General features: G+C 57.5%; 20 protein-coding genes and 2 tRNA genes. 4 read left to right on the top strand and 18 right to left on the bottom strand.

All coding sequences use genetic code 11. The features are described 5' to 3' along the window. Position 1: 1 nt before the first annotated feature. The 7 genes from VMN77_02220 to VMN77_02250 all read right to left on the bottom strand — a co-directional run bounded on the left by VMN77_02220 (position 2) and on the right by VMN77_02250 (position 6,443). The gene (locus VMN77_02220; protein HTN42594.1) at positions 2-397 is read right to left on the bottom strand and encodes a secondary thiamine-phosphate synthase enzyme YjbQ; all 396 of its coding nucleotides are present in this window, start codon (positions 395-397) and stop codon (positions 2-4) included. Next, on the bottom strand, positions 394-1,842 hold the full coding sequence (gene gcvPB, locus VMN77_02225) for an aminomethyl-transferring glycine dehydrogenase subunit GcvPB (GenBank protein ID HTN42595.1): 1,449 nt from the start codon (positions 1,840-1,842) through the stop codon (positions 394-396). The genes VMN77_02220 and gcvPB overlap by 4 nt, the downstream gene beginning before the upstream one ends. Beyond that, positions 1,827-2,357 carry an NUDIX hydrolase gene (locus VMN77_02230; protein ID HTN42596.1) on the bottom strand — a complete coding sequence of 177 codons (531 nt, stop codon included), beginning with the start codon at positions 2,355-2,357 and terminating at the stop codon, positions 1,827-1,829. The genes gcvPB and VMN77_02230 overlap by 16 nt, the downstream gene beginning before the upstream one ends. A 136-nt stretch (positions 2,358-2,493) precedes the next feature. Further along, on the bottom strand, positions 2,494-3,837 hold the full coding sequence (gene gcvPA, locus VMN77_02235) for an aminomethyl-transferring glycine dehydrogenase subunit GcvPA (GenBank protein HTN42597.1): 1,344 nt from the start codon (positions 3,835-3,837) through the stop codon (positions 2,494-2,496). Between the two features lie 46 nt (positions 3,838-3,883). Continuing rightward, positions 3,884-4,972, bottom strand: a complete 1,089-nt coding sequence (gene gcvT / locus VMN77_02240) for a glycine cleavage system aminomethyltransferase GcvT (protein HTN42598.1) — start codon at positions 4,970-4,972, stop codon at positions 3,884-3,886. After that, positions 4,969-5,688 (bottom strand): ABC transporter ATP-binding protein, encoded by a 720-nt coding sequence (locus VMN77_02245; protein ID HTN42599.1) that lies wholly within the window; start codon positions 5,686-5,688, stop codon positions 4,969-4,971. Before VMN77_02245 ends, gcvT begins: the two co-directional genes overlap by 4 nt. Continuing rightward, on the bottom strand, positions 5,685-6,443 hold the full coding sequence (locus tag VMN77_02250) for an ABC transporter ATP-binding protein (GenBank protein ID HTN42600.1): 759 nt from the start codon (positions 6,441-6,443) through the stop codon (positions 5,685-5,687). Before VMN77_02250 ends, VMN77_02245 begins: the two co-directional genes overlap by 4 nt. A gap of 64 nt (positions 6,444-6,507) precedes the next feature. Here VMN77_02250 and VMN77_02255 point away from each other — a divergent pair, with 64 nt between their 5' ends. Continuing rightward, positions 6,508-7,008 carry an LEA type 2 family protein gene (locus VMN77_02255; GenBank protein HTN42601.1) on the top strand — a complete coding sequence of 167 codons (501 nt, stop codon included), beginning with the start codon at positions 6,508-6,510 and terminating at the stop codon, positions 7,006-7,008. 33 nt (positions 7,009-7,041) lie between these two features. On the opposite strand, the gene VMN77_02260 is transcribed toward VMN77_02255, so the two are convergent. Together VMN77_02260 and VMN77_02265 are read right to left on the bottom strand one after the other, a co-directional pair. Further along, a complete protein-coding gene (locus tag VMN77_02260; protein HTN42602.1) occupies positions 7,042-8,271 on the bottom strand; it encodes a branched-chain amino acid ABC transporter permease in 1,230 nt (409 codons plus the stop codon). Then, entirely contained in the window at positions 8,271-9,173 is a 903-nt protein-coding gene (locus tag VMN77_02265) for a branched-chain amino acid ABC transporter permease (GenBank protein ID HTN42603.1), read from the bottom strand. Before VMN77_02265 ends, VMN77_02260 begins: the two co-directional genes overlap by 1 nt. 289 nt (positions 9,174-9,462) lie before the next feature. Between VMN77_02265 and VMN77_02270 the strand changes: the two genes are divergently transcribed. Together VMN77_02270 and VMN77_02275 are read left to right on the top strand one after the other, a co-directional pair. After that, entirely contained in the window at positions 9,463-10,686 is a 1,224-nt protein-coding gene (locus VMN77_02270; protein HTN42604.1) for a hypothetical protein, read from the top strand. After that, the gene (locus VMN77_02275) at positions 10,683-11,462 is read left to right on the top strand and encodes a hypothetical protein (protein ID HTN42605.1); all 780 of its coding nucleotides are present in this window, start codon (positions 10,683-10,685) and stop codon (positions 11,460-11,462) included. The genes VMN77_02270 and VMN77_02275 overlap by 4 nt, the downstream gene beginning before the upstream one ends. A gap of 16 nt (positions 11,463-11,478) precedes the next feature. Here the strand turns inward: VMN77_02275 and VMN77_02280 are convergent, their stop codons facing one another. Both VMN77_02280 and VMN77_02285 read right to left on the bottom strand, forming a co-directional pair. Beyond that, complete coding sequence (locus VMN77_02280) at positions 11,479-12,048, bottom strand: YqgE/AlgH family protein (protein ID HTN42606.1); 570 nt, start codon at positions 12,046-12,048, stop codon at positions 11,479-11,481. Between the two features lie 35 nt (positions 12,049-12,083). Then, on the bottom strand, positions 12,084-13,241 hold the full coding sequence (locus tag VMN77_02285) for a branched-chain amino acid ABC transporter substrate-binding protein (protein HTN42607.1): 1,158 nt from the start codon (positions 13,239-13,241) through the stop codon (positions 12,084-12,086). Between the two features lie 219 nt (positions 13,242-13,460). Between VMN77_02285 and VMN77_02290 the strand changes: the two genes are divergently transcribed. Continuing rightward, positions 13,461-15,587, top strand: coding sequence for an LmeA family phospholipid-binding protein (locus tag VMN77_02290; protein ID HTN42608.1), 2,127 nt, complete (start codon positions 13,461-13,463; stop codon positions 15,585-15,587). A gap of 5 nt (positions 15,588-15,592) precedes the next feature. Here the strand turns inward: VMN77_02290 and VMN77_02295 are convergent. The 7 genes from VMN77_02295 to bcsG all read right to left on the bottom strand — a co-directional run bounded on the left by VMN77_02295 (position 15,593) and on the right by bcsG (position 20,125). Beyond that, a tRNA-Arg gene (locus VMN77_02295) sits at positions 15,593-15,666 on the bottom strand. A 92-nt stretch (positions 15,667-15,758) separates the two neighbouring features. Next, positions 15,759-15,832 (bottom strand) — tRNA-Pro (locus tag VMN77_02300). Beyond that, a complete protein-coding gene (locus tag VMN77_02305; protein ID HTN42609.1) occupies positions 15,823-16,422 on the bottom strand; it encodes an XTP/dITP diphosphatase in 600 nt (199 codons plus the stop codon). Before VMN77_02305 ends, VMN77_02300 begins: the two co-directional genes overlap by 10 nt. Continuing rightward, on the bottom strand, positions 16,419-17,168 hold the full coding sequence (gene rph / locus VMN77_02310) for a ribonuclease PH (GenBank protein HTN42610.1): 750 nt from the start codon (positions 17,166-17,168) through the stop codon (positions 16,419-16,421). The genes VMN77_02305 and rph overlap by 4 nt, the downstream gene beginning before the upstream one ends. Positions 17,169-17,265: 97 nt before the next feature. Next, on the bottom strand, positions 17,266-17,709 hold the full coding sequence (rplI, locus tag VMN77_02315; GenBank protein ID HTN42611.1) for a 50S ribosomal protein L9: 444 nt from the start codon (positions 17,707-17,709) through the stop codon (positions 17,266-17,268). Positions 17,710-17,812: 103 nt separating this feature from the next. After that, positions 17,813-18,580, bottom strand: a complete 768-nt coding sequence (locus VMN77_02320) for a hypothetical protein (GenBank protein HTN42612.1) — start codon at positions 18,578-18,580, stop codon at positions 17,813-17,815. 3 nt (positions 18,581-18,583) lie between these two features. Continuing rightward, the gene (gene bcsG / locus VMN77_02325) at positions 18,584-20,125 is read right to left on the bottom strand and encodes a cellulose biosynthesis protein BcsG (GenBank protein ID HTN42613.1); all 1,542 of its coding nucleotides are present in this window, start codon (positions 20,123-20,125) and stop codon (positions 18,584-18,586) included. Positions 20,126-20,143: the final 18 nt, after the last annotated feature.

The following is a 20,143-nucleotide window of genomic DNA, read 5'->3' on the forward strand; positions in this document are numbered from 1 at the left end:
ATCACCCTTCCAACACTTTTACGGCGATCTTCCGGCTTCGCGGCCCGTCGAATTCGCAGAGGAAGACCGCCTGCCAGGTTCCGAGGGCGATGCGGCCGTCGCGGATGATGAAATATTTTTCGGTCCCGATCAGGCTGGCCTTGATATGGGCATGGGCGTTTCCGTCCGGATGGCGGTAGTCTCCTTTTTCGGGGACGAGCCGGTTGAGGGTTCGAAGGAGATCCGAATGGAATCCCGTCTCGGCTTCATTGATCAGAAGTCCGACCGTGGTGTGAGGCACGTAAACAACGCAGATTCCGTGTTTCACGCCGCTTTTGTCGACGGCCGCCTGGATCTCCGCCGTCACGTCGATCAGCTCGGTGCTTTCACGGGTTTTGACGATCCGTTCCTCGATCATGCGGGTCTCCAACGAAGATTCAGTTCCTTGACCGCCCGGATCTCATCCAGCCGCGTGACCGACCGGGTGTGCGGCGCCTTCTGTACCAGTCCCGGATTCTCCTCGATCTCCTTGGCGATCCGAAGCATCGCCTCGCAAAACCGGTCGAGATTTTCCTTGGGCTCGGTCTCAGTCGGCTCGATCATCAGGGCCTCGTCGACGATCATCGGGAAGTTGACGGTCGGCGGGTACATGCCGTAGTCGATCAGCCGTTTGGCGATGTCCCAGGCATGCACATCCCGGTTGCGAAATTTTTTCGCCGAGGCCACGAACTCATGCATGCAGAACCGATTGAACGGAACGGGATAGACCGGCTCCAGCCGCTTGCGGATATAATTGGCGTTGAGGATCGCATTCGTGCTGACCTTCCGGAAACCGATCGCGCCCATCCGCCGGATGTAGGTATACGCGCGGACCAGATTCCCGAAATTTCCATAGAAGGCCTGAACCTTTCCGATGGATTGGGGTCGGCGGTCATCCAACACGAAACCATTTTCGGTCTTCTCCACGACCGGCACGGGCAGGAAGGGGGCCAGAAAGGATTTGACGCCCAGCGCGCCGGCCCCGGGACCGCCCCCGCCGTGCGGCGTGGTGAACGTTTTGTGAAGATTGGAATGGACGACGTCGAATCCCATATCGCCGGGCCGGCAAAGTCCGAGCAGTGCGTTCAGATTGGCGCCGTCCAGGTACAGCAAGGCCCCGACCCCGTGCAGCAACTCGGAGATCTTGAGAATGTTTCGCTCGAACAATCCGAGCGTGTTCGGATTGGTCAGCATCAGGGCCGCGGTATCCTGATCCACCAGCCGCTTGAGATCGTCCAGATCCACCAAGCCTTCCGCGTTGGAATGCACCACCTGGACTTGATAACCCGCCAGGGTTGCGGTGGCCGGATTGGTCCCGTGAGCCGCGTCCGGCACGATCACTTTCCTTCGGGGGTTGCCGTTCGAACGGTGGTAGGCCCGGATCATCAGAACCCCGACCAATTCCCCCTGCGCTCCCGCCGCCGGCTGCAGGGTCACTCGGTCCATTCCGGTGATCTCGCGCAGGGCCGCTTCCAATTGATACAACAACTGCAGGGCGCCCTGAGTTTGAGCGACCGGTTGCAACGGATGCAGCGCGGCAAAACCGGCAAAGCGCGCCACGTCCTCATTGACTTTCGGATTGTACTTCATCGTGCAGGATCCAAGCGGATAGAACCCCTGGTCAATGCCGTAATTGTCGCGTGAAAGATTGGTGAAGTGTCTCACCACATCGACCTCGCTCAGCTCCGGCAGAAGCGGGGGGTCTTTCCGAAGATACTCTGCCGGCATCAGCTCGGCGATCGGGACTTCCGGGACATCGAGGTCCGGGAGCGAATATCCCTTGCGTCCCGGCGCGCTCTTCTCGAAAACTAACGGTTCGCCCATGACCCCTCTCCTTGGATATGGAAATTAGCCAACATCAGTGCGCAGATCGTTTTGCCGTCCATGATTTGCCCCCGACGGATCATCGTGAGGGCCTCCTCCAGCGGCCGGTGGACCACCTCGATCACCTCGTCGTGCTCCAACGCTTGGCTCACCGGATTCAGGTTTCGGGCCAGAAACAGGTGGATCTTCTCGTCCGTAAATCCCGGCGTGGTCCAGATGGCGCCCAAGCGCTCCCATTGCGACGCCTCCCGGCCGACCTCCTCGGCCAGCTCCCGCCGGGCGCAATCGAGCGGCGCCTCGCCCGGATCCAGGCGACCGGCGGGGATTTCATCGATCATCCCGCCGGCCGCATGGCGATACTGGCGGATCATCACGACTTGTCCGTCTTCCTGCAGGGGCACGATGGCCGATGCGCCGGGATGGCGAAGGACCTCCAACTGCACGGTCCGTCCGTTCGGCAGACGGGCCTCTTCCAGATTGAATTCGCCCACGCGTCCTTTGTAGACCGTTTTCAAGGGATCATCTCCTTCAGGACCGCCACCACCTGATCCGTTTCATCTACCTCAGGGAAGCGACCATCGCCCTCCACAAGCTGAGCTTGATGGAGCCTCCCCATCCTTGCGCTCGCCTTGCTCGCTGCTGGGCGGATCATCATGAAACCGTCTGCTTGAGGATGTTCACGAACTGATCCATTTCATCCTTTGTGCGTTTCTCGGTCACGCACACGAGCCAGTGATTTTTCCATTTGCGACTCACCCCGCCCAAATCCAGTCCCCCGATGATTTTGTGCCGGAATAACCGCTTGTTCAGACGGGCCGGCGGCGCGGGGGTCTTCACGACAAACTCCTTAAAGAAGGGCCGTTGAAAGGCCGTTTCAAATCCCTTGATTTCGCAGAGACGGTGCTTCAAGTAATGGGCCTTTTGAAGACAAAGCCGCCCGACCTCGCGAAGTCCTTGGCGCCCCATGACGGATAGATAAACGGTCGCGGCCAACGCGGCCAGGGCCTCGTTGGTGCAGATGTTGGAAGTGGCCCGCTCCCGTTTGATATGCTGCTCGCGGGTCTGCAGTGTCAGGCAGTAGCCCCGTCGGCCCTTGGAGTCCACCGTGGCCCCCACCACGCGTCCGGGCATCTGGCGGACATACTCCTTTTTCGTCGAAAAGAACCCAAGGTTGGGCCCGCCGAAGTTGAGACCGCAACCCATCCCCTGGCCTTCTCCCACGACGATATCGGCCCCGGCCTCGCCGGGCGATTTCAACAGAGCCAGGCTGATCGGGTCGACCGATACCCCCAACAGCGCGCCATGTCGATGGACTTCCTGCGCCAGCCCTTCCAGCGGTTCAAGACATCCCAGAAAATTGGGCGTCTGGATCAGGACGCAGGCGACGTCCTCCCCCAGCTGGTTTCCCACAGCGACCAGGTCGGTCGCCCCGTTCTCAAACGGAAGTTCGATGAGGCTCGTTTTTAACCCGGATAGATAAGTCTTCAACGCAGCCCGATGAAACGGGTGGATCGTGGAGGAGACCAGAATTTTGTTTCGCCGGGTCACCCGCAGCGCCATCATCCCGGCCTCCGCCAGTGCGGACCCACCGTCATAAAGCGAGGCGTTCGCCACTTCCATTCCTGTCAACTCGCAAATCATGGTCTGAAATTCGTAGATCGTCTGGAGCAGCCCCTGACTCATCTCGGCCTGATACGGCGTATAGGCGGTGTAAAACTCGGATCGAAAGGCCAGATGGTTGACCACCGATGGGATATGATGATCATAGGCCCCGGCGCCCAAAAACGAGATGTGATGGAGAAGATCGGCATTTCGTTCGCTCAACCGCAACAACTCCGTTTTTAATTCCGGTTCGGACAGCGGCGGCGGAAGTTGGAGCCCGCGGGTGAGCCGGATCTCGGACGGAATATCGCCCAAAAGGTCTTCGATCGTCTCGACGCCGATCGTCCTGAGCATCTGGTGTTGTTCTTCCTTGGTGTTCGGAATGTATTCCATTAAAAATTGCCCTCCGGCCTCCGGAGGGGCGATTCGCGAATCGCCCCTACTTTTTTTTATAAAATGGCCGTTCCACGATGACGGCCGGAACGGCGTTGCCGCGAATATCGATCAGAATCCGGCCCCCCGCCCCGGCAAACCGGGTCTGGACATAGCCCATACCGATGCCCTTATTTAAGGAGGGCGAATGGTTGCCGCTGGTTACGACGCCGATCTCCTTGCCGTCGCGGACGATCGCATGGCCATGCCTCGGCACGCCCCGCTGCAACAACTCAAACCCGATCAACTTTCGGGACAGCCCGTCGTCCTGCTGTCGCATCATCGCCCGGCGACCGATAAAATCGTCCTTGGCCAAATCCACCGCAAAATCCAAGGAGGCCTCGAACGGCGTGGTCGTCTCGTCCATGTCGTTGCCGTACAACGGGTAGCCCATCTCGAGCCGGAGGGTATCCCGGCAACCCAGGCCGCACGGCTTCAGCCCGTACCGGGCGCCTTCATGGCGCAATGTCTCCCATACCTCGCGGACGCGGCCTGCCGGAAGGTACAGCTCGTATCCAAGCTCCCCAGTATAGCCGCTGCGCGAGAGGAGCATCGGAACCCCGGCCACCTTAGTTTCGACGCAGTGACGGAGCTTGAGCCGGTCGAGGTCGGCCGCGGTCAGCGGCCTCATCAGATCCCGCGACCGCGGCCCCTGGATGGCTACTTGGGCCACCTCGGCGCTTCGGTTGGTTACGTCGACGCTTGAAAATCCGGCGGCATGTTTTCGAAGCCACTGATCGATTTTTTCGGCATTCGAGGCGTTCGCGCAGACGAAATACCGTCGCTCCTCGAAACGATAGATCATGACGTCGTCCAGGACGCCGCCCTGATCGTTGCAGACCAGGGCATACTGCATTCCCCCGACCCCCAGTTTCCCGACCGGGCTGGTCGCCACGCGGTCCAACAACACCACGGCGTCGGGGCCCCTCAGCTCGATCCGCCCCATGTGGCTTACATCAAACAGACCCACCGCCGACCGTACGGCGCGATGTTCTTCGAGGACGCCGGTGTAGGAAAGAGGCATCTCCCATCCCGCGAAGGGGATGATCTTCGCCCCGAGCCATTTGTGCTCTTCGTACAACGGCGTGCGGTTCATCCTTCTCCTAAATAGGCCTCCCGTACGCGAGGGTTTGAGAGCAGCGCGCGAGCCTCGTCGGCCATCACGATCCGGCCGGTCTCCATCACGTAGCCCCGGTGCGCCAGGTTCAACGCCGCACGCGCGTTCTGCTCCACCAGAAGGATGGTCTTTCCCTGCCGGTTGATCTTCCGGATGATATCAAAGATTCGGCCCACCACGACCGGGGCCAATCCCAGGGAGGGTTCATCCAAGAGCAAAAGGCGTGGCCGCGCCATCAAGGCCCTGCCGATCGCCAGCATCTGCTGCTCGCCGCCGCTCAAGGTTCCGCCCCGCTGGCTCTGTCGTTCCTTGAGAATCGGAAATTGCTCGAAGACGGCGGACAGATCGGCCTCGCGCTCCCGAGGGTCCGGTTGGAGAAAAGCGCCCATCTCAAGATTTTCCAGAACCGTGAGCCGGGGAAAAATCCTCCGGCCTTCCGGAACCTGAGAAATCCCCCGGCCGACAATCTCATGGGTCGGAAGCCCGGCGATATTTTGATCCAGAAATTTGATCCGACCCTGACGAGGCGCCAACGCCCCGGATATCGTCATCAGGGTGGTGGACTTGCCGGCCCCGTTCGCTCCGATCAGGGCCACGATCTCGCTTTCCTTCACTTCCAGCGAAATCCCTTTGATCGCCTCAATGGGACCGTACCAGGTGTGGACGTCCTCCAGTTTCAACACGGAGGGGGTCACGTCGTCCCCAAATAGGCCTCGATCACTTTGGGGTTTTGCTGAATTTCAGCCGGAGACCCTTCCGCAATCTTCTCTCCATGGTCCAGAACAACGACGCGGTCCGAAATCTCCATCACCACCTTCATGTCATGCTCGATCAGCAGGATCGTAATCCCCTGCTCACGAATCTGGCCGATCAACCGCGTCAGATCCCCGGTTTCACGGGGGTTCATCCCGGCCGCCGGCTCATCCAGGAGAAGAAGAACCGGTTGGCTGGCCAAGGCCCGTGCAATCTCGAGCCGCCGCTGTTCACCGTACGACAGGTTTCGAGCCCAGGCCTCCGCTCGCTCCGCCAGCCCAACAAATTCTAACAGTCTGAAGGCTCTGGATGCAAGCGCTCTTTCCTCGTCGAGAACCCACCGTCTTCGAAGCAACGCGCCGACGACGCCGGCGCGGCTGCGGGTGTGGGCGCCCACCATGACATTTTCAAGCGCCGTCATCTCGGCAAACAACCGGATGCTCTGGAACGTCCGGGCCATTCCATGGCGCGTGATGTCATGCGGAGCCCGTCCAACCATGGATTGGCCTTTAAACACGACCATTCCATCAGTCGGCGGATAGACTCCGGTGATGCAATTGAAGAAGGTCGTCTTTCCGGCCCCGTTCGGTCCGATCAGGCCGACGATCTTGCCCTCTTCCACGGCGATCTCGACGCGCTCCAGCGCGGCCAGTCCCCCAAACGCCTTGCTCAGGTTCCGGGTCTCAAGCAGCGGCATGGTCGACCCCCAACAAAGATCCCCCCTTGAAGTTTCGGTTTATCTGCGGTATCTTGGTGCACCAATGACCCTTCCACCGTATCGAATATTTTTTATCGTCCTGTTGACGTCGAGCCTCTTCCTGTCCGGCTGTTTCAGTTGGATGATCACCCGACCGACCGTAGCGCTCCAAGAGGTTCATGTCACCGGCCTGAGCCTGACCGGCGCAACCCTGACCTTTTTGGTCGCTCTGGAAAATCCGAACGGTTTCGGCCTCACGGTGACGGCCTTCACCTACTCGGTTTCTCTGAATGCCCGCCCGGTCGCGCAAGGGGAATTGACCGAACCCATTTCGATACCGAGCCGAGGTGTCGCCTCCATTCCGCTCCCGCTGAAGACCACCTTTCAAGACCTGGAAAGAGGCCTCAAATCACTGATCGGCTCCGATACGGCGGATTACCGCATCGAGGGATCGCTCGCGGTGCGCTCCTTCCTGGGCCGCCTGGAATTTCCTTACAGCCGCACCGGAACGATCGACCTCAAGCGCCAACATTCAACCCGCTCACCGTCCGGCGGGGCTTCGTAACCGCCTCGCCCTCTTTCCTCGCGCTCACATCCGTCAGCCGTCCGCATGCGGGCGGAGCGGCCGGCCTTCATTCCGGGATCGAAGTTCGACCCTCCGGCGGGGATTGCCAATCATTCCCTGCGGACGGAAGACCATCATCAGCACCAGCGCCGCGCCGAAAACCAGCATCCGGTAGCTTGCGAATTCTCGAAGAACCTCCGGCAGGATGACCACGATCAAGGCCCCCAGGATCACGCCCGGGACACTTCCCATTCCACCTAGCACGACCATGGACAGGACGATCACCGACTCGAAGAAGGTGAAACTCTCCGGCGATACAAACGCATACTTCGCCGCGAAGAAAACCCCGGCGACCCCGGCCCAGATGGCCCCCAGTGCAAAGGCGAGAATCTTCAACCGTGTCGTGTCCACGCCCATCGCCTGGGCGGCGATCTCATCCTCCCGGATCGCGATCCATGCCCGACCGATGCGCGAGCGATTGAGTCGGTCGACGGCCAAAATGGTGAGCAACACAATGGCCAGGATCAGGTAATAGAAATGGATCGGCCGGCTGAAGACAAACGCCCCGAGAGCCGGACGACCGATATTGAGAATGCCGTTGGGGCCGTTCGTCACGCGGTCCCAGTTGTTCAAGACGAGATGAACGATCTGAACGAACCCCAACGTCATGATCGCGAGGTAATCTCCTCGCAGCCGAAGTGTGATGACGCCCAGCACGACACCGAACGCGGCCGCGGCCAGGCCGCCGACGGGGAGAGCCCACCAGAAGGAAACCCCCCAGCGAGTGGACAACAACGCATAACTGTAGGCGCCGATCGCATAGAACGATATATACCCCAGGTCCAAGAGACCGGCCATGCCCACGACGATGTTCAACCCCAAGGCCAGGACGACATAAATCCCGGCCAGTGTCAGGACATCGGTCAGATAGTTATTCAGTCCCAAGGGAAGGAGCAAAACGGCGCCCATGACGATCAGGGTCAGGGCTCGACGTGGCCGATCCCCAGGCCTCCACCCGCTTAACACCCGAAGAAGCCGGCCGATCTCTTCAAGCAGAATCCCGATCTGCGGTAGACGCTGCGCCGATCTTGAAACCCGGATCGCCGTGCGCCAGAACAGCCCGCCCAAGAATGTCACTCCGGCCAGGGTGAGGGCCCGTTCGCTCCCTACAAAAGGGAGCACCAGAAGTCCGATCCAGACCGGGATTCCGATGTAAGATAAAGTTTTCAAATTCCGTGCCGCTGCGGACTTTGACTCCCCCATCACACCTTTTCCGAGGTCTTTTCTCCCAGCAACCCCCTGGGTCGAAGGATCAGGACCCCGATCAAGATCAAGAAAGCGAAGACATCTTTATACTCGCTTGAGATGTAGCTGGCCCCGAGGCTTTCCACCAGGCCTAAAATAAATCCGCCCAGCATCGCGCCCGGGATATTTCCGATCCCCCCCAATACGGCCGCCGTGAAGGCCTTGATTCCGGCCACGTACCCGATGAAAAAATTCACCAGGCCGTAATACATCGCCACCATCACGCCGGCGGCGGAGGCCAATATGGATCCGATCACGAAGGTCACGGCGATCACCCGGTTGATGTCAATGCCGACCAGGCCGGCCATTTGTTTATCCTGGGCCGTGGCGCGCATCGCTTTCCCCAGTCGGGTTTTTTTCACAAAGAGGTGCAGCCCGATCATCAACACGATGGCGGTCAGGATGATGAAAATCTGGAGGGGGCCTACCGGCACGCCCAAGAGGGTGACCGGTTCCGGGCTCAGGATGTGGGGAAAGACCTTGTCGGCCGATCCTTGGGCGAGCATCACATAGTTTTGCAAAAAGATCGAAATGCCGATGGCCGAGATCAGAGGGGAAAGACGATGGGCATGACGAAGCGGCCGGTAAGCCAGCCTTTCCAGTGTCAGGCCGTAAGCGGCGCAGTAGAGCGCCGAGCCGACGAAGACAAGGACCAGGGAGAGCACGAGATGATTTTGAGTCAAACCAACAACGGTAAAAAAGCTCAGAAGGATGATGCCCATGTAGGCGCCTATCATGTAGATCTCGCCGTGGGCGAAATTGATCAACTCCAAGATTCCGTAGACCATGGTGTAGCCGAGCGCGATCAGGGCATACACCGCGCCCAACGCCAGACCGTTGACGATTTGCTGGAAGAGCATTCGCGTCCATCCCTCGGCAAAATTGGGGGTATATCTAACATGAAGGGGTGCGGATGTCAATGCATCGGTTCCTCCGATGTTCAGTTCTGTCCATCGTCGTACATTTTCGTTCCACGGACCAATTTTTTTCTTCGGAAAAAAAAGATGCTTATCAAGTCATTACAGCCTTCTCTTCCGCTTGACAAGCCCCGGTCTTCTGTTATCTTGAGATTGGTTGTTGGGTTATCGAGGAGCGCCGCTCCTTATTTTGATTTTTACCTATATATAGCGCATCGAAGGAGGGAACCCCATGTTTGATCAACTTCCCGAGCAATGGAAGGAAATCATCGAAACCCTGGCGGCGCCGGTCTCGTGGATACCGGTCATGCAGCAGGCCATCCTGGATTTCTTTTTTGATTCACCTTCCGGTTGGATCGCGGCCGGAAAGTTTATTCTGATGATCTTCCCGGCTCTGCTTATTGTTAGCGCCGTCTGGTGCACCCAGCTATCGATCTACACACTCCCCTTCCGCTCGGGGCGCGTCAAATTTATTACGATGATCCTCTTGGCCTGGTGGGACGCGGCGCGGGCGATCTGGCTGTATTGGGTAGGACTGTTCCGCGTCGTCACCGTCGCCATCGGATGGGCCTTCACGCTGACCCGTCTTGCGTTGCGATTGATTACGGACGCCTTCAAGCAGATCCTCTTCCTTCCTTTTGCGATGACCGGGAAGATGACCAAGAGCTATTTCCAGCCCGGCGTTCCGTGGATCGCCTTCATTTTGTTAATCGCCTGGTGCTTGCTGGAGGCCTTGATTTTCACCTATACCCTGTACCCGACCGTTTCGGAGGTCCTGGCCGATCTCGTGGGAACGGATGCGCCCGAGTTTACCGGACCCGTTCTGTTCATGTTTCTCTTCCTGCTGATCATGGGAAGCTTCGCCTGTCTCCAGGTCCTGTTCGACACCTTCAAGAACAAAGAGTACAAATTTCTGGTCCAGATGCTTGTGGTCGAGCTCTTCGTGATGTTTTTTGAAGTGATGTTTCTCTATCGTGAGCTGGTAGACGCGATCACGCCCTGGATCGCGCAGCAGACCAGCGAGGAACTCCGCATGGGCATCGTTTCAACTCTGGCGCTGGCCGCCTTTGCCTGGGTCGGCGTCCGCGGCATGACCTGGTTTCTGTTTGGGCAGTTCGGCACCCCGCCGCTTCTGGCCTTCATCTCCCGAAAACCCATGACCGTGCCGGAGGGGGTCGAGGCGGTCCTGCCCACCGCCGAGAGCCCGGTCTGGTGGCGCGCACCGCTGGAAGATTTCAAACGCGAAATCGGCTGGCTGCACGACAAAAGCCAAGAGATGTTGGAATATCTTTCGCTGCCGGCTCTTCAAGTCCTGGCCGCGGCCTTGAACTTCGCGATGATTCTCGTGGCATCGTACCCCGTCTTCAGTATCCCGTTCAAGAACTTAAAAGCGATCATGGAGCCGCAGGGAATCCTGGCCCAACTGCAACTCCAATCGAAGAAGGTGAATCCATGAAGCGTCTAAATCGGATGAGGTTAATCGGGTGGATCGGCGCCGTGATGATTTCCTTGACCCTATCGGCCTGCAACCTGAAGCCGGCCGAGGGGAAGACCCATATGACACTTTTCATCGGGGTCGACACCAGCGGTTCGTTTCGAACCTCGGGATATTACGACGACTCCCTTTCGTTTCTGGCCCATTACATTTACGGCCATATGAACGGCCTGGACGGTTTGGAAATGCCCCGGGAGTTGTTCGTCGGATCCATCGGCGGAAGAAGCATGGACGAACCCAAGGCGTTTCATCCGATCCATGATTTTCAGGGCAAGGACATCGCCCAGATCGAGGCCGACCTCCGGGGATGGTTTCCGGCGACCGACACCCTGACCGACTTCAACGCCTTCATACAGCAGGTGGCGCGGATATCGAAGGAACGGAATCTGATTCTGGCCCCGATCACCGTCATGATCGTCAGCGACGGGATTCCGGACATTGGACCCACAGCGGCCAAGGTTGACACTCGCGATCTGTATAAAACGATCGACTTGACCCCTGTCGAGTTTCTCTCCAAAAACCTCACCCTCCGGCTCGCTTACGCCAGTCCCAAAGTCGGGGATGATTGGCGTAAATACATTCCGCGCCAGCGGGTGCGGCTCTGGACGGTCGAGGCCGAGGTCATGAAGGGTTGGAGCGCGCAGGTTCAGGCGGACGCGGATCCCGCCGGACAAGTGCGTCTCTGGCAGTGGGTGAAAGACAACGTGGATTTCCGGGTCCGCGCCCGGACGATTTGACCGATTTTCGATCGGATCAATTCAGTCGCGGATCGGGGGGCATCTCCGCATAAACCGCCCATTCCTGTCCTAAGGTCTGCATCAAATGGGGCCAGATGCGGAGAGGGTCCTCCTGAAATACGATTTTTGGATCCCAAGGCAGCAATCTCCACGCCCCGGCGCGAAGTTCCATCTCAAGCTGGCCGGGAGCCCAGCCGGCGTATCCAAGATAAAATCGAATCTCCCGATCGGATCCCACGGGGCCTTGGAGTGTCTGCAGCCGATGCAGGTCGCCGGTGATATGGACGTCCCCCGATACCCGATGCGCCGTCGGAATCGACTGGCCCTGGTACAGGATCATCAGCGCGTCGGTCTGAACCGGACCTCCGACAAACACCGGTTCTTCCCGTCCATACCTCTCCGCGGCCTCCGGATAAATGGTGGAAAGCGGAACCGTCGTCGGACGATTGAGGACAAGACCCATCGCCCCCTGAGGTCCGTATTCGCAAAGCAAGACCACCGTCTGCCGGAAGTTCGGGTCCAACAGCGTGGGCATCGCGACCAGCATGACCCCCTTCCCGAGGGCGGCCTCAACCTTTCGGTCCATAAATCGTCCCAACGTCCCGCTTGGCCGGACTCACGTTATTGTCCGGCCGGATTCCAGAACTCCTTGAATGTTCCGTTCTTTGTGACCCATACCACGTATTGAGTCGTGAGCAAATCCCCTTTCGAATCGAACTCAAGTCGGCCCGTGATTCCGTCATACCGGCTTTTATGAATCTCCTGGCTGACTTTCGATCCGTCCGTGGTTCCCGCCGACTGGATGGCCCGCAACAAGACCTGGGCCGCGTCATAAGCATAAAAGGAATACGGCCCGGGTTCGCCGTACCGGGCCCGATACTGTTTCAACACCCCCTGCGCGGCCGGCATTTTCGTCGTGTCCGGACTGAAGGTCAGGTAGGTCCCATCGGCCGCTTCGCCCGCGATCTGGACAAAGACGGGATCGATGACGCCGTCACCGCTGATCATCGGCGCCTTCAGGCCCACCTCCTCGGCTTGCTTGACCAGCAGCCCTCCCTCGGGATAGATTCCGCCGAAGAAATAAACATCCGGTTTTTTTGAGGCCACCGTCGTCAGAACACCGCGGAAGTCTTTATCTCCTTGGGTAATTCCACTGTAGTAAACGACTTCGACGCGTCCGCCCCCCAAGGTGTCCAACGATTTTTTGAACTCATCGGCCAGGCCCTGCCCATAGGTGGTCTTATCATGCAATACGGCCACCCGTTTGGCCTTGAGTTGTGTGACGACGAATTCGGCCGCCACCTTACCCTGTTGATCATCCCGCCCGCAGACTCGGAACACATTTGAATACCCCCGATCGGTGACCTGCGGGTTGGTCGAGGCCGGCGTGATCATCGGAATGTTCGCCTGATGATAGACCTCCGAAGCCGGGATGGTGGCGCTGGAATTCCAATGGCCCACCACACCCACCACGCCGGAATCCCCAAATTTGTTCGCGATGGCCACGGCCTGCTTGGGGTCGTGCTGGTCGTCGCCCACCAAGAGCTCGATCTTTTTCCCCAGCACCCCGCCTCTTTCATTCCATTCCGTCACGGCGAGTTCGACGCCGTTTTTCAGATCGTTCCCTTGTTTGCTCTGATCGCCCGTCATCGGTCCGGTCACGGCGATGCGAATCGTTTCGACCGTCGAATGGCTGCATCCCCACCCGGATTGGCAGGCCGACATCAAAACAAAAGCAAGGGCGAGTTTAACCCACCGGGCCTGCGTCTGTCTCGTCACCACCATCTTCGATATTTTTTCAAGGCCGACGGCATTCGTTTGTGAACAAAGTCTTGTTTTTATCAAGAAACGGACGACTTGTCAACCCTGCCCGGTCAACAGATAGGCCGTACGGCCCCTGTCTCGACTCCCTTCGGGAAGTTGCGAAGACGCCGCTAATATGTTATAGAAGTGAGAACCCGGCCGCAAGATGTTCGGGTCCGCTGGAGACTCTCGCGAATGTCGGGATACCATAAGTTTCTCAGTATACCCGTCCTTCTATTCGGCTGGTGGCTGTTCTTAGGCCTTACCAATTTCCACTGGCTGGGACAGGACACCGTTCCTCCGTCCCATGATCCGCTGAATCATCTCAAATCCAGCCTCCGCTATTACCATGTTCTCCAGGGACGGGATCATTCGAACAGCGGCCTGGAGGCCCTCCTCAACGTGGATAATTATTACCCGCCGTTGGCTCCGCTGGCCGCTTCGGTGTTTTATTTCCTTTTGTCTCCCGAACCGGACCCGGCCACATGGATATTAAATCAACTTTTTCTCGGCCTCCTGCTCGTCGCGGTGTATCGGCTCGCCACCCTCCTGTACTCACCTGAAATCGGTCTGCTGGCCGCCGTGGCGGTGACATCCTTTCCGATCATCACCACCCAGTCCCGGATGTTCATGCTGGATATTCCGACCATGGCCATGACCGCGGTGGCCATGTATGGACTGTTGCGGACGGAAGACTTTCAACGTCTCGGAGCCTCAATCCTGTTCGGAGTGGCCGCCGGGCTTGCGACCCTCACCAAATGGACCTCGCTTTTTTTTATTTTTCTTCCTTTGATCTATCTGGTCTTGCAGGCCCTCCGTTCAGAAGACCGGATCAAACGGGGAAAGAATATACTGGCCGCCGGGGCGGCGTGGGGCCTGATCATCCTTCCGTGGTTCATGGAGCATTTTTCGAACTTGCTCGTCATGTCGTCGAAATTCGGATATGACGTGGCGGTTAAGAAAGGGAGTCCGCCCGTATTTACAGCCCAATCCTTTTTTTATTATGCTCAGGTGCTTCCAGAAGACCTCAACTATCTTTGGCTGTCATTGTTTTTGGTTGGAATCTTTTTTTATTTTCGAGACGATTTCAAAAGGACCCCGATCCTGTTATTTTGGATCGTTGGGGGTTATGCCGTGCTCACGCTGATTCGAAACAAAGATTTCCGATACAGCATGCCGTTTTTGCCGGCCGTCGGCCTGATTGCGATCGGTTGGCTTAAAAATCTTCGTTGGAATCCCTGGATTACGAGAGCGGGGTTGGTCGGGCTCGCTCTTTATTCGGTAATAAACACATTTCTGGCCTCCCCGCCCCACCGGGAGGCCTGGCCGTTGAAAGAGGCGTTTGAGTTCATCCAAACACAAAAATTCTATCATCCCCGCCCCCGGGTTCGTGTCATACCGGATACGGCGGAGTTCGAGAGACACGGTTTTGAGTATTACTCCGAATTGACACGGTATCCCCTAGAGGTCACGACGTGGGTGAGGTTTCCTATGTTTACCGATTTCGTCGTCACAAAAACCGGCGACCAAGGGTTCGCCCATGACCCGATCGGGGTCATGGAAACGATCCAACGGGACCCGGAGGGATTCGAAGCGGTTTTCAAGAAAAAATGGGAACAGCCCCTTCCGGACGGAAGCACCGCTCAAATCTACGTTCGGGATGTCACGCCAGTTTCCGGAATCACGCCGGAGGCGTTTATCCAGCGGTTTGAGGCGGCCCTGATGGGTTATCTCGGACAATACGCGAAGGAACCCCGCGGATGGGCGATCCACGTGGAGCCATTTTCGGATCAGGATACACTTTCGGGACGTTTCCGACGGGTGAGTTTCAACCTGGAATCGGCCCTCATCCAATCGAAGCCCACCGGTCGGGATTCCCTGGCGGTCCGGGACCTCGGTATGGAGCTTACGGATCTCACGGTAAACCCCTTTAAACTATTACGGGATGGACAGTTTGAAATCATCAGCCTGCTGGATGCGACCCCCCATTTCAGGGTCACAGAAACCGATTTGAATGCGTACCTGTCCTCCTTGAAAGGGGCGATTCATCCAACGGTGGAATTTATGGAAGGGACGTTGCGGATTCATGCCAACTCCGAGGGCTGGATCCCGCGCCTGGATGTAGTCCTCGAACCGATCATCGTGAACGAAGAGAATATCGGTTATAAATTCTTGGAATTTCACGCGGGAGGTCTCCGGCTGCCTTCCTTTATTCCCCAAATTTTAACGGCCAAGTTCAACCCCGCCTTAAAACCCATGCCCTGTCGGATCCACCTGCGGACTTTAACAATAGAGCACGGCGAATTCATTCTCAACGGATAAAGCCGCGCGCCCGGCAGGATTCGAACCTGCGACCCTCTGCTTAGAAGGCAGATGCTCTATCCACCTGAGCTACGGGCGCAAAAACAAATCCATTACGATTTTCAAATTCCTATTTACAAAAAGTTTTCGCCGCAGGGCGTAAATCGTAAATGGTGAATGGGGAAAATTTTATCGGGGTGCCCGGATTTGAACCGGGGACCCCCTGCGCCCAAGGCAGGTGCGCTACCAGGCTGCGCTACACCCCGACTATCTTTTCCAAATGCTCCCGGATTTTTTGCACCGCACGGGCCCGGTGGCTGATGCGGTTTTTCTCTTCGCTCGACAGCTCCGCATAGGTCTTACCCAACTCCGGGAGATCAAACACGGCATCGTACCCGAAACCGGCGGTTCCTCGCTCCCGGTCGGCGATGCGGCCTCGAAGAACGCCTTCCGCCACATGGGTCACGCCCGAAGGACTGACCAATGCCAGGACGGTCCGAAATGTGGCCGTTCGCTTTTCGGTGGGCACCGATTCCATCAGCCGGAGAAGTTTGCGACGGTTATCCGCAAACGTGACGCCCTCCCCGGCAAATCGTGCGGAAAAGAGACCCGGCTGGCCGTTCAAAGCGTCCACCTCCAACCCCGTATCATCTCCGAGGGCCCATTTCCCCGTAAATCGGGCGATCGTCCGCGCTTTGTGGACGGCGTTATCGGCATAGGTCTCGCCCTCTTCCTTCAGCTCCGGGGCGTCGGGATAATCGGAAAGCGTGATCAGGCGAACCGGCACCCCCTTTAAAATGGCCGAGATCTCTTCAAACTTGTGCCGGTTGTTCGTTGCGACGACGATCTCGGTCACGGTTCCCACAACGGGAGTCCTTTCAGCAACTTCTTTTGCCGGGTGACGAGTTGCCGGACTCCTTTCTTGGCCAGATCCATCAACGCATCCATTTCGGATCGGGTGAAAGGCTGCTGTTCGGCCGTTCCTTGAACCTCGACGAATTTTTCGCTTCCGGTCATGACCACGTTCATGTCGACTTCGGCGTTGGAGTCTTCCGCATAACACAGGTCCAGCGCGGCCTGACCGTGCACCCGGCCCACGCTGACGGCCGCCAGATAATCCTTGATCGGAATGCGATCGATGCGTCCCTGTTTTCGAGCGTGGAGAAGGGCATCGGCCAGCGCGATGAAGGCGCCGGTGATCGAGGCGGTCCGGGTCCCGCCGTCGGCCTGAATCACGTCGCAATCGATCCAGAGAGTGCGCTCGCCCAGGCGCTCAAGATCCGTCACGGCACGGAGAGATCGGCCGATCAATCGCTGAATCTCGTGCGTCCGACCGCCGACGCGACCCCGCACCGACTCGCGCGGAATGCGCTCCCGCGAAGAACGGGGCAGCATACCGTACTCGGCCGAAATCCAGCCCTTGTTTTTGCCCCGGAGGAACGGGGGCACGGATTCCTCGACGGTGACCGAGCAGATCACCTTGGTATCGCCCATCTCGATCAATACCGAACCTTCAACATTTTTCAGATAGGACCGCGTGATCTTGAGGGGGCGCAATTCGTCCCATCGCCGTCCGTCCGGCCGAGTTCGCAGGTGGGCCATGTCATCCTTTCTCCGTGAAAAAGTGGGGAGATTATAGCCCAAACCGTCGAGAAATAGCAATTGGCCGTCGGGGAGGAAATCGAAGGGTTCTTGGAGGTCAGGCCTTGATCAGGGTGAGTTTCAGGTGTGCCTTGACATCATGATAAACTTGAATCGGGACGCTAAAACTGCCGACTTCCTTCAACGGGTTCTCGAGCTGGATTTTTCGCTTGTCGATCTCGATGCCTTCTTTCGACAAGGCCTCCGCAATGTCTTTATTCGTCACGGACCCGAACAATTTCCCTTCTTCGCCCACCTGGACCGGGATCGTGACAGGCATGTTGTTGATTTTCTCGGCCAGGACCTCGAATTCCTTTTTCATCTTTTTGGCCTTGTCCGCGATCAACCGCTTTTCGTGTTCCAAAACCTTGACGTTCTTTGTCGTGGCCTCGACCGCCTTCTTTTTGGGAATCAAAAAATTCCGGGCGTAGCCGTCCGAGACATTGACCAGATCGCCCATGCGGCCCAACGTTTCGACATCCTCCCGCAATATTACTTTCATCGTCCACTCCTTATAATATCCGTATCCTCTTTAACCGATAGGGGAGGTCAGTATAGTCAAAACGGCCCCGGCTGTCAACTGGGCGGATCCCTTTCTTTGGGACCTATTTGCCTTTCAAATCCCAGTCGTAATACCAGGTGAGGTAGTATTGGACTTTATTCGACTGCTCGCCCGCGGCCGGAAAACGCTCCCAGACGTAGTCCATGCCCAGATGAAAGGGGGACCGTTGGAACTCCAGGCCCGTCGCGCCGCTGTAGGCGTTATAAAAATCCTTGTTCTCGCTCCGAAACCGGTACCGAAACTCGGCAAAGGTGTTGAAGGTGATCGCCCCCGGCAGCTTGACCCAGTCGATCCCCTGGTTGACGTAGCCCATCGCGCCGGTGCCCACCAGACTGTTCACATCGTGACTTAACCAGCCCCACGTCGATCCCGGAAAACCCAACACCTTCCGCGACCCACGGTTGAGGTTCCAATCATAGTACCACCCGAGATAGTACTGCAGATTATTCGACTGGTCGCCCTCAACCGGAAAGCGCTCCCAGACATAGTCTATCCCCAGTCGGAAAGGCGATCGTTTGAATTCAATCCCCGTCGCGGCGCTGTAGGCGTTATAAAAATCCTTGTTCTCGCTCCGAAACCGGTACCGAAACTCGGCAAAGGTGTTGAAGGTGATCGCCCCCGGCAGCTTGACCCAGTCGATCCCCTGGTTTACGTAGCCCATCGCGCCGGTGCCCACCAGGCTGTCCACGTCGTGGCTCACCGAACCCCAGGTCGAACCGGGCAGGCCCAGATATTCCAACGCAAGCGCGGCCGGGCTGAAAAACAGGTTGACGGAAAAGAAGATGCCTCCGAGGAATAACCACCGGGTCATGGGTTACGTTCCTCCTGTCTGTGGGACAACGCTTGATGGAAGTGCAATCCATTTCTTTTCTTTGTCGTAAAGAAAGTAGTCCGCGCCTTTTTTGAATATCCGGATTCCCTGGTTTTCGGCCAAAAAATCGGTTTCGGGAAGATTCGCGATGCGGACATCTAAATCCGCCCCCCCGGTCTCGAACGGGCTTCGTTCCACGAAGGAGGCCAGCAGATAGGAAAGCGCCAGGTAGCTTGTCGGTTTGGAAATGACATTTTGAGCTCCGTCTCCGCGACCGGAATTTCCCCCGATGAATTTGATTCCGACCGGCACCTGGGTGATTTGTTTGAACGGCATATCTCGCAGGCCGGCCACCTGGAGCGCATTGCCCCGCAGCGCCATGCCGTGTTCTGGGACGAAAACGATCACGGCCTTCCGGCCGGAAGACGCCACAAGATCGAAAAATCGCCCGACATCCCCGAAGAGTTTTTGCACCGTTTCTCGATAGTGAGTCGTGCGGCCCCGCTTCCACCATTCCTTCTCTCCCACCCAATGCGTGCCATCATGGAGACTGATCGTGTTGTAGTAAACCGCCGCGATCGGGGAGGGGGATTTCAGCCGAAGGGCCCACCATTTTGCAAGGACGTCATAGTCGTTATAAATAGCCGATCCATCGAAATCGTAGGCCTGGATCGGGAGCCCGGTCGGAATCAACGGCTCATCCAGATGTCCCAAGGCCTTCACCTGGTCTGCAAAATGACCATAGACACCGTCATGATTCAAGGTAAAATAGGTTTTAAATCCCAGGTCCCGAAGCGATTCAACCAGGTAGCAGTCCCGCGGCGCCTCACGGTAGAGTGCGTCGTGGGCGGTCTGACCGCAGTTGGCCCTTAAAAGCCGGATGGCGGCGGGGTTACTGTACGCCGTGACGGAATTAAAGTCGGTGAGAAGATAATCAAAGGTTTTGAAAAAGGGGTCGGTTTCCATGCCGACGCCTTTCAAATCATCCCAGGCCAATGAACAGACGTGTACAATAATGATGTCGAAATCCGGGGGGGTTGTCATCGGTTTCTGAAAATGGACGACCCGGGATGATTCCGCTCGATAAAAGGCCTGGACCTCGCCTTCCACCCCGGCCGGGTGCTGTCCAAAATTCCGGAGGGGAACGATCAGGAACAAAAGCAGAACGACCGGCGTCAATCGAACCCGATTGCGGATTAAAAATCCCAGGGTCAGAACGATGACCAGCGCGGCGATCTCCCGGAGATTGACGAACTCCAAAAGGAATCGAAAGACGTATTCCTTCGACGGCATCCCGCCCTGCTCGACAAAACTCAGCGCGAACCCGATCGGCGGAAGCCAGGATTCATGCCATAGAAGCATGGCCCCCAAAACTCCGCCGAAGACATGTTTGACGAGGTGGAGGAACCGGAAAGACTTCAGTTGCGACGGAACGGGAATGACCAGAAAGACGATGAAAAGAAGGTTCAATAGGAAATCGAGGCGAAGATACCCCCGAAAATACAAGTACAGTTTGGCCAGGAAATAAAAACTCCACGCTCCCATACGACGACGAAAACCTCC

The organism is Nitrospiria bacterium (assembly GCA_035498035.1).
Classification (GTDB): Bacteria; Nitrospirota; Nitrospiria; order JACQBZ01; family JACQBZ01; genus JACQBZ01.

Bases quoted from the DNA above. Each gene is read 5' to 3' on its own strand.
- VMN77_02220 (HTN42594.1), bottom strand. From the start codon at position 397: ATGATCGAGGAACGGATCGTCAAAACCCGTGAAAGCACCGAGCTGATC.
- gcvPB (HTN42595.1), bottom strand. From the start codon at position 1,842: ATGGGCGAACCGTTAGTTTTCGAGAAGAGCGCGCCGGGACGCAAGGGA.
- gcvPA (HTN42597.1), bottom strand. From the start codon at position 3,837: ATGGAATACATTCCGAACACCAAGGAAGAACAACACCAGATGCTCAGG.
- gcvT (HTN42598.1), bottom strand. From the start codon at position 4,972: ATGAACCGCACGCCGTTGTACGAAGAGCACAAATGGCTCGGGGCGAAG.
- VMN77_02250 (HTN42600.1), bottom strand. From the start codon at position 6,443: ATGCCGCTGCTTGAGACCCGGAACCTGAGCAAGGCGTTTGGGGGACTG.
- VMN77_02255 (HTN42601.1), top strand. From the start codon at position 6,508: ATGACCCTTCCACCGTATCGAATATTTTTTATCGTCCTGTTGACGTCG.
- VMN77_02260 (HTN42602.1), bottom strand. From the start codon at position 8,271: ATGGGGGAGTCAAAGTCCGCAGCGGCACGGAATTTGAAAACTTTATCT.
- VMN77_02265 (HTN42603.1), bottom strand. From the start codon at position 9,173: ATGCTCTTCCAGCAAATCGTCAACGGTCTGGCGTTGGGCGCGGTGTAT.
- VMN77_02270 (HTN42604.1), top strand. From the start codon at position 9,463: ATGTTTGATCAACTTCCCGAGCAATGGAAGGAAATCATCGAAACCCTG.
- VMN77_02275 (HTN42605.1), top strand. From the start codon at position 10,683: ATGAAGCGTCTAAATCGGATGAGGTTAATCGGGTGGATCGGCGCCGTG.
- VMN77_02280 (HTN42606.1), bottom strand. From the start codon at position 12,048: ATGGACCGAAAGGTTGAGGCCGCCCTCGGGAAGGGGGTCATGCTGGTC.
- VMN77_02290 (HTN42608.1), top strand. From the start codon at position 13,461: ATGTCGGGATACCATAAGTTTCTCAGTATACCCGTCCTTCTATTCGGC.
- rph (HTN42610.1), bottom strand. From the start codon at position 17,168: ATGGCCCACCTGCGAACTCGGCCGGACGGACGGCGATGGGACGAATTG.
- rplI (HTN42611.1), bottom strand. From the start codon at position 17,709: ATGAAAGTAATATTGCGGGAGGATGTCGAAACGTTGGGCCGCATGGGC.
- VMN77_02320 (HTN42612.1), bottom strand. From the start codon at position 18,580: ATGACCCGGTGGTTATTCCTCGGAGGCATCTTCTTTTCCGTCAACCTG.
- bcsG (HTN42613.1), bottom strand. From the start codon at position 20,125: ATGGGAGCGTGGAGTTTTTATTTCCTGGCCAAACTGTACTTGTATTTT.